Raw genomic sequence first — 528 nt, 5'->3', positions numbered from 1 at the left:
GGTTCGTGCTTCCCCAAGGATACGCTGGCGCTGCTCAAGACCAGCCAGGATTTCGACGCGCCGCAGCGCATCGTCGAGGCGGTCGTCAACGTCAACGACCAGCGCAAGCGCGCGATGGGTCGTAAGGTCATCACCGCGATGGGCGGCGATGTGCGCGGTAAGACGGTGGCGGTGCTCGGTCTGACCTTCAAGCCCAACACCGACGACATGCGGGATTCCCCCGCGATCGCGGTGATCCAGACGTTGCAGGATGCCGGCGCCACCGTCCGTGCTTACGATCCGGAGGGGATGGAGCAGGCCGAACTGGTGCTGAAGGACGTCGCTTATTGCAACAACGCCTATGAGACGATGGAAGGCGCCGACGCGCTTGTCCTCGTCACCGAATGGGATGCGTTCCGCGCGCTTGATCTGCCGCGTGTGAAAAGCCTGCTGTCGCAGCCGATCCTGGTCGATCTGCGCAACGTCTACCCGCGCGATGCGGTCGAAGCGGCTGGCTTCACCTATACGGCGGTGGGCCGGTGAGCGGCG

1 protein-coding gene is annotated in these 528 nt (G+C 64.6%); it reads left to right on the top strand.

Features of this window, described 5'->3' with window-relative positions; genetic code table 11:
• Positions 1–522: UDP binding domain-containing protein (locus L8F97_RS22505; RefSeq protein ID WP_277925154.1), on the top strand; the 522-nt coding region annotated here is incomplete at its 5' end.
• Positions 523–528 lie beyond the last annotated feature (6 nt).

The organism is Sphingomonas sp. BAUL-RG-20F-R05-02, from assembly GCF_022662305.1.
Taxonomy (GTDB): Bacteria; Pseudomonadota; Alphaproteobacteria; order Sphingomonadales; family Sphingomonadaceae; genus Sphingomonas.
The sequence above is the reverse complement of the archived record's forward strand: the minus strand, read 5'-3'. Positions and strand labels throughout refer to the sequence as shown.